The 589-nt window shown below is 58.7% G+C and carries 1 pseudogene; it reads left to right on the top strand.

Annotated elements, in window-relative coordinates:
* Positions 1-18 precede the first annotated feature (18 nt).
* Positions 19-589, top strand: a pseudogene (locus HX830_RS31845) (hypothetical protein); the annotation flags it as partial.

The following is a 589-nucleotide window of genomic DNA, read 5'->3' as shown; positions in this document are numbered from 1 at the left end:
CTACGCAGGAATGCTTTCATGAAAAAGCCATCCCCCTCTGCCAGGCCAGGCAATGGCAATCCATTGCGGGACCTTTACGCGCCGATCATCCCCAATATGGCCCCGCCCTTCGAAGACTACCAGGGCGGTATCGGCGCCGCATTGGTCGAAGGTGGTTTGAAATGCATCGTCGACCCTTGGGAGCCCATGGAGAACGGTGACGCGATCGGCTTCTACTGGGGTAATGAACAAGCCCCGGTCTGGACGGACGTGATCGACGGCAATGCCAACGAGCAACTGTTCTTTACAATCAGCAAGGGTTTTATCGTCAGAGGCGATGCCGACCCGGTGTTCTACCGGGTGACCGTCCCGGGTCAAACTCCCGAGGACTCAAGGCGGCTGAGGTTGTTCGTCAAGCTTGACCGCCCCGGCGGCTACGACGATAACCCGTCGATTCCCGGCCATTCGGGCCTGCGCTATGTGGTGCCACAGGAGATTATCGACAATGGCGTCGGACCGATTGAAGCCGACGCCGGGGTGGATATCACCATTATCCACTACGAATTCATGCGCAAGAACGACCTTATCCGCCTGGCCTGGGGGCGAGCCA

Origin of the sequence: Pseudomonas gingeri (assembly GCF_013385425.1) — a bacterium.
GTDB lineage: Bacteria > Pseudomonadota > Gammaproteobacteria > Pseudomonadales > Pseudomonadaceae > Aquipseudomonas > Aquipseudomonas gingeri_D.
This window is presented reverse-complemented; position numbering and strand designations above follow the sequence as displayed.